This is a genomic window from Occallatibacter sp., assembly GCF_049802275.1.
In the GTDB taxonomy this organism is placed as follows: Bacteria; Acidobacteriota; Terriglobia; order Terriglobales; family Acidobacteriaceae; genus Telmatobacter.
Map to the genome: position 1 here is coordinate 1 of NZ_JBARMD010000369.1, position 6,382 is coordinate 6,382.

Annotated in this window: 7 protein-coding genes and 1 pseudogene; 1 reads left to right on the top strand and 7 read right to left on the bottom strand. The window is 58.0% G+C overall.

Annotated features, from left to right (window positions below; all coding sequences use genetic code 11):
- A partial coding sequence (locus WA354_RS12820; RefSeq protein WP_472813404.1) for a hypothetical protein occupies positions 1-829 on the bottom strand: 829 nt, incomplete at its 3' end.
- 344 nt (positions 830-1,173) lie between these two features.
- On the opposite strand from WA354_RS12820, the gene WA354_RS12825 reads away from it, so the two are divergent.
- Positions 1,174-1,998 (top strand): polyprenol monophosphomannose synthase, encoded by an 825-nt coding sequence (locus tag WA354_RS12825; RefSeq protein ID WP_472813405.1) that lies wholly within the window; start codon positions 1,174-1,176, stop codon positions 1,996-1,998.
- A gap of 14 nt (positions 1,999-2,012) precedes the next feature.
- Here WA354_RS12825 and WA354_RS12830 read toward each other — a convergent pair whose 3' ends face one another.
- The 6 genes and pseudogenes from WA354_RS12830 to WA354_RS12855 all read right to left on the bottom strand — a co-directional run.
- Positions 2,013-2,738: a ZIP family metal transporter gene (locus tag WA354_RS12830; protein WP_472813406.1), complete on the bottom strand. Its 726-nt coding sequence runs from the start codon at positions 2,736-2,738 to the stop codon at positions 2,013-2,015.
- An 85-nt stretch (positions 2,739-2,823) separates the two neighbouring features.
- On the bottom strand, positions 2,824-3,909 hold the full coding sequence (gene ychF, locus WA354_RS12835; protein WP_472813407.1) for a redox-regulated ATPase YchF: 1,086 nt from the start codon (positions 3,907-3,909) through the stop codon (positions 2,824-2,826).
- Between the two features lie 158 nt (positions 3,910-4,067).
- Positions 4,068-4,886 (bottom strand): CPBP family glutamic-type intramembrane protease, encoded by an 819-nt coding sequence (locus WA354_RS12840; RefSeq protein WP_472813408.1) that lies wholly within the window; start codon positions 4,884-4,886, stop codon positions 4,068-4,070.
- 181 nt (positions 4,887-5,067) lie between these two features.
- A complete protein-coding gene (locus WA354_RS12845) occupies positions 5,068-5,559 on the bottom strand; it encodes a hypothetical protein (RefSeq protein ID WP_472813409.1) in 492 nt (163 codons plus the stop codon).
- Between the two features lie 9 nt (positions 5,560-5,568).
- The gene (locus WA354_RS12850; protein WP_472813410.1) at positions 5,569-6,060 is read right to left on the bottom strand and encodes a DUF4149 domain-containing protein; all 492 of its coding nucleotides are present in this window, start codon (positions 6,058-6,060) and stop codon (positions 5,569-5,571) included.
- A 135-nt stretch (positions 6,061-6,195) separates the two neighbouring features.
- A pseudogene (locus WA354_RS12855) lies at positions 6,196-6,382 on the bottom strand (carboxypeptidase regulatory-like domain-containing protein); the annotation flags it as partial.

The following is a 6,382-nucleotide window of genomic DNA, read 5'->3' on the forward strand; positions in this document are numbered from 1 at the left end:
CGGCGAGGGCGAAGCGTGCCAGCATTGTCTCGCCCCGCCTCAGCGCGACCCGCCAAAGCAGCCAGAAAAGAAATAGCGGACCCAGGGCTCCCAGCCACTCATACCATGTCCAGCTGTAAAGAAAGTAATAAGTGCGGGTTTGCAGAGCGCGGTGCCAGATGGGCGTCGGAGATTCAAAAATCCAGCCAAGCGGCACGGCAGCGGCCAGCGAATCGCGCAGTGAACGCAGCCAGACATGCACCGGTTCCAGCATCGCGATGGTGAGGAAGAAACTGAACGAAATGCCCAGGGCCGCCATGATGGGGTGCATGACAAATGCGAGTAACAGCAGGGGGACAGCCTGCCAGCGCTTGCCTGCCATGATGCGCGACACCGCCAGCAGAACAAAGGCAGTAGCCACGTTGCGTGGGTGCAGATGCTGATCGACAAGGTTGAGTGCCGTTCCCGCGACCGGCAGCGTCATCATAGCGGCGGTCAGGGCCACCCCGGCCCACTGCGCCCGTTCGTCCTCGAAGAGCAGCTTCGCAATACTCCAGCACCCCAGAACGATAAGCAAGATTGAAACAAACTGGAACAACAGCTCACTAACCGAAACGGGGAGGTGGGTGAAGTGAATGAAATCTGCAACCCACTTATCGAAGAGCGTCGCCTGCAGCTGCACACGGAAGAACGGCGCGTCGTGAGGATAGAGTGCCGGATTCAGGTCACTCTTGACGGCAGTCAGGTAGACGCCGTCATCTTCAAGCCCCGGGTGATACCCCATTACAGCCATCGCCAGCAGTGAAAAGGCGAGGATCAGAAGTATGTTGCGCTTGCGACCGCTTCTCAAAAGATTCAGCTCGGACAATCCAATTTGAATTTCCCATGAGCAGGGAGAACGGGACCCTCTTGCATACGATGACGGAAGGAGACTACCCCTCAGAAAGCCGTCACTTTTAACCTCTTATCAGGGAAGAGATAGGTGTCCGTCGGAGGGTGCCTGTTCTGTTGGACGACCTCAAAAAGCTTAGGCTTACGATAACCAGATTACTTTGGAGGCGCTCGACTAAAATCCCTGTTTCCATTGTATTAGGTCACCGAGCCGCATGGCGCCCGAGCCTCAATCTAAAGCAAGTCTCTTGTTTTGAGTACCCACGCGTTGTTTCATCCGCTATACTCCGTAGAACCTAAAGCATGGCGTCAACATTTATCAGTCCGGTTCGGGGCACGCTCGACGAGGCAGAGAGTTCTGCCGCCGTGGATCTGAGGGCTCCATGCCTTCGGCAAAAGCTGGCGCTCGTCATTCCTACTTTGTGCGAGGCCGCGAACCTTCCTCCGCTGCTCGAGCGCGTCCGCGCCGCTCTCGATCCGCTTAAATTCGACTACGAAATCCTGATCGTCGACGATAACAGTTGTGATGGCACCGTCGAAATCGTCTCCGCCATTGCGCAGCAGGATCCGCGGGTACGCCTTTTGGTGCGCAAGGACCAGCGTGGTCTCTCGGGAGCGGTTCTGCACGGCTGGGAAAATACCGATGCTTCGATCGTCGGCGTCATGGATGCTGACCTGCAGCATCCCCCTGAGCTGCTGCCGGAGCTTATCGCGGCGATGTTCTCAGGATGCGACCTTGTGATCGGGAGCCGCTACACGCCTGGCGGTGGCCTGGGGCAGTGGAACCCCTTGCGCAAGTTGCTCTCAGCAGCCGCCGTGTGGGCCACGTGGCCCATTCAGCGTGTCGGTCTTCGCGCCAAAGATCCCATGTCCGGCTTTTTCTTTGTGCGCCGGGATTGCCTGGTCAACATTCCTTTTCAACAATCCGGCTTCAAATTGCTGCTTGAAGTCCTCGTTCGCGCTGGAATCTCTTCGGTTCGCGAGGTTCCCTTCGAATTTGGGCAGCGCTATCGAGGCGCCAGCAAGGCCAACATGAAGGTTGCCCTCGAATACGGCCGACTGCTCTTCCGGCTCTATCGCACCAGGTTCGGTTTGCGCCGCGCCGTGCCGGTCAGTTCCTTCCATTGATGCGGTGCGCTGTCTCACAGCGCCGGCAACGCCCAGCGCATCGCAAGAAATCCCACTACTCCGAGGAAGAACACCAGCGCCATGCGGATGCCGGGCTCGCGATTGACCTCAGGCACAAGGTCGCTAGCACCGACATAGAGCGCTACTCCTGCTGAAACGGGCAACCCGTAGGGCATCCACCCCGGCACCAGTTCAATCACCAAAACGCCTACAACGGTTGCAGCCGCAAGAATAACCGCGGAATAGAATGCCGCGGTCCGGCTACGACCGCTGGCCAGCATGACCGAGGCCATCGTGAACCCTTCAGGCGCCTTGTGGAGGAATACCGCGAGGAAAATCAGCCAGCCCAGAGCGTTATTCACTACGAATCCGGAACCGATGGCAACGCCATCGAAGAGCGCGTGCATGCTTAGTCCGCCCAGCACCGAATAACCCGTTCGTGCCGAAACGAATTCGTTGTGGTGCGTCTCTTCGCCGTAGTGGAAATGCGAGTTGATGGTGTGCTCAAGCAGGTGCACCGCGCAGTAGCCGATCATGATGAGGATCGGCCCGAGCACAGGATTCAGCTTCAGGCTCTCCGGCGTCATCTCGAGCAGCGCGACAGCCATCAAGAAGCCGGCGCCCAGCGCGACAAAATAGCGCAGATAACGCTGCACGCCGCGAGCCCGCACCAGCACCAGCCCGCCGGCGATATCCGCAAGCGCGGCCAGTACGCCGAGGGCCACCGAGAGTTTGAGCATTCTTGCTTACCTTAGGGCATTTCCTGAGTTGGTTGCGTCGACTTGAGTGTACGGCTTCGAGATCGAGGCGACTGATGGAATTGCGTTACCCGCTGTGCCGGATATGCATCACGTCGCCATCCTGCACCACGTACTCTTTGCCCTCAAGACGAAGCGTTCCCTGCGCGCGCGCATTCGCTTCACTGCCCGCCGCCAGCAGGTTGTCCCACCGGATTGTCTCCGCGCGAATGAAGTGATGTTCCAGGTCGGAGTGAATCGCACCGGCTCCCTGCGGAGCCTTCGACCCCGCCGGAATGGTCCACGCGCGGCACTCATCTTCGCCTGCGGTAAAGAAACTGATGAGTCCCAGCAGCTCATAGCTCTTCCGGATCAGTCGAACCAGACCGCTTTCGTGCAGGCCGTAGCTGGATAGGAACTCTGCAGCCTCAGCCTCATCCATTTCCGCGAGTTCCGCCTCGACTTTTCCGCAGATGGCGGTGGCTCCCGCATTGGGTCGTTGCGCTACATCGGTGAGCTTGTAGAGTGCCACGGCTGCATCCAAGTCATTGCCGAGGGTCATGCTTTCACCAATATTAACTACATACAGAACAGGTTTTTGCGAGAGAAACATGAAGCCTTTGATGAGTTTCTTTTCTTCCGGCGTCATCTCCAGTTCGCGAATCGGCTGTTCTTTTTCAAGCGCCTCTTTTGAGCGCAACAGCAGAGCCTGCTCGCGCTCGAGTTCGCTGGTGCGGCCCTTCTTCAGGTCCTTCTCGAGGCGCTCCAGGCGCTTTTCCACTTGAGTCAGATCGCTGATCATCAAATCGAATTCAACGTTCTTCACGTCGCGCAGAGGATCGATCGGCCCGACGTGCGGAATCGAATCGTCTTCAAACGCGCGCAGCACGTGGATCAACGCATCGACATTGCGGAGGCTGGTAAGGAACGCCGTCTCCTTCAGTGCCTCCTGCCCGATTGCTGCCACGTCGACGTATTCAACTGTCGCGTGCGTGGTCTTCTTCGGGGAGTAGAGCGCGGAAAGTTTGTCGAGCCGCTCGTCGGGGACCTTTGCCACTCCAATGTGCGATTCGCGAGGATTGGAATAGCCGCGATCTTCGAGCTTCGCCTTCGTAAGAATCTTGAATAACGATGTCTTGCCCACCTGAGGCAGGCCGATGATGCCAGTTTTCATGTGTTTCCGATGGCGCCCCTGCACGATACTTTGCGCGCTTCAGGGCCTCTACGATGATACAAGAACGAAGAGCATGGATCGGGGAATAGGGAATAGACAAGAGCGCTGCCCCTGTAGGGTCGCAGAACGACATGCTCTCAGTAGTTTCGGTGGTCGCGTCATTTCAGATTCGGCAATACGCACGTCATCAGCGCGCCCGCAATATCCATTGGCCAATGCGCCACAATCAACGGAGCCAGGCGGCGGGTACGCCAGTAGATTGCCATCATGGCAAAGACTCCGGGAGCAAACGCCAGGGTGCGAAACAGGATGAAGCGCCAATCCAACACAAACGGCAATAGACTGTGCTGGAAAGCCCAGACGAACCCCACCACAACAAAGGCCAGCCACGTGCGACCGGTGAGTGCGCGCATCCGGGGCAGTGCGAAGGCCTGATACGTGGCTTCTTCGGTTGGCGACCAGATGATCCACCACAGTGAAAGGCTGTAGACGACGGCCCAGACCGGCATGGCGTGCGGCTGCACAAGGTATGCTCCCGCGTCTGCGGTCGACGCGCCATAGAGAAGCTTGTGGAACGCCATGCCGCCGATAAGAAAAAGCGGAAAGACAAGCGCGAAATAGCCAAGTCCCAGAAAGATGTCCTTGCCATAGCGCAGCCGCACTGGGCCGAAAAGATCGCGCAATCGAATGCCTTCGCGCCGCGTGAACCAGAACATCGCCGCCAGACAGCCGATGTCCACCAGCGTGCCGTATACTGTCCACCAGTGTCCGGCCTCATGCCAGGCATCAGGACGATGCAAGCCGGCAAGAATCAGTGCTGTCAGCCCCTGCGCCACAATCATGAGTAGAGGTCGAGCCACCATGACGATGAGCGGGGCTGCCCATGGAATGCATCCGCGCGCAACGCGTGCTTCAATTGCTGATTGTGCGTTTGGCTCGACCCGCACCTCAGGGGCAGTTTCAATTGCTTGCGGCATTGGATATTCCTTTGGCGAGTGAGCATAACACCCCCTCCGGGACAACGCAGTGACAAGCCGTGACAAGCAGGCTAGCTGCGCCGCTTCACAAATCGCAGGGCGGAGAACTCTGCCGACACTGCCGCAATCTTGGTATCCACGATTCCTTTCGCCAGCGCCGTCTCGCGTACCTGGTTCTCATTCAGTTCATCCCGGGACCCTTGCGATAGATGAACCAGATGGGGACCCCGGCGGCGAGTTGATTCGCAGCCTTATGCAGCGCGGAATGGAGCTCAGCCTGCGTATTCACGCGCGCCAGTATCAAGTCGCCTTTGTGCTGGGAGACGCCCTTCGCCTCCGCGAGCGCGCTTTTCAACGCTGCATCATCCATCGCCCCGATCGTGCGAACCGTTATTTCCGGCGTGATACCAAGTTTCTTTGCCAGCGTAGGAGGAGGCTTCAGGAGTGCTTCAACCCATTTCGCCGCCATCCCATCGCCAAGCTGGAGAGCGACAGATTCGCCCTCGAACGTGAACCGAAGCCAGCCTCCGTTGGCCCGGACATTCTTCATTTTTGTAAACGCCACTTTGCGCCGCATCTCTCCGCGCAGTATTAACTCCGGCGGCTCAATGAGCGCCTTCACAGTGGCGCTCGTTCCGTTCCACAGGCACGCACAAATCGCTTCATGTCCCATGCGAACCGCCTATGCGCGGGTTGACTCTGCCCGCGCCACCAGCACCACCGTCGCAATAGCAAAGAGCAGGATTGCTTCTTCAACGTGTTCGCTGCGATTGTGCAGCATGTTGAAGTGCACCGTCGTGGGATTGGTGCTGTCGGCGGTGTCGATTGCGCCGCCTGCTGCTGCGCGATCACGTTCCATCGCCGGAATAATGCCGTACTGCGAGTAGGCCGTGCAGGCCAGCATCAGGACGACGAGCACCATCGGCGCCAGCACCGAACGCGGCTTATAGATGTTCCAGGCGGGAGCAAGCGCCATCAGAGCCAGCAGCACAAGCCCGCAAACGATTCCCATGCCGTGCAGAATACGCAACAATTCTCCGACGATCGTTCCGGCCGTATGGGTAGCACCCGGAAGAGAGCCGAAGGTAACCGCAGCAACAATCGGGAAATAAATCTCGGCGCCAATCCAGACGATGAGGGCGAGATAAAGCAGCGTGCGAAGAACGGTCTTCATCTCGGAAGAATACAGGAGAGGGAAGAAGTTGAAACAAGGAATGGAGGCTAACTTTGGAGCAATGCAATGCAGGCTCCGAAAAAAAGCGGCGCCCGCCCATCTGACTTGAGCGAGCGCCGGGTTTCCAATCTCGGATTACGATTTATGTTTCAGTGCGCGCTTCAAAACAGTCTCCAGCGCTGCTTTGGTTTCAGCGTATTCAGCCGGCGATACGGCTCCGGTCAGTTTCTCGCTTTCCAGCGAAAACAGCTCTTCTTTCAACACGCTTAGCAGTGCGCCGTTCTTTGATGCAGAAGATGCCGCGGACGAAGCAGGGTACACC

Coding starts and splice junctions, on each gene's coding strand:
- WA354_RS12825 (WP_472813405.1), top strand. CDS start 1,174: ATGGCGTCAACATTTATCAGTCCGGTTCGGGGCACGCTCGACGAGGCA.
- WA354_RS12830 (WP_472813406.1), bottom strand. CDS start 2,738: ATGCTCAAACTCTCGGTGGCCCTCGGCGTACTGGCCGCGCTTGCGGAT.
- ychF (WP_472813407.1), bottom strand. CDS start 3,909: ATGAAAACTGGCATCATCGGCCTGCCTCAGGTGGGCAAGACATCGTTA.
- WA354_RS12840 (WP_472813408.1), bottom strand. CDS start 4,886: ATGCCGCAAGCAATTGAAACTGCCCCTGAGGTGCGGGTCGAGCCAAAC.
- WA354_RS12845 (WP_472813409.1), bottom strand. CDS start 5,559: ATGGGACATGAAGCGATTTGTGCGTGCCTGTGGAACGGAACGAGCGCC.
- WA354_RS12850 (WP_472813410.1), bottom strand. CDS start 6,060: ATGAAGACCGTTCTTCGCACGCTGCTTTATCTCGCCCTCATCGTCTGG.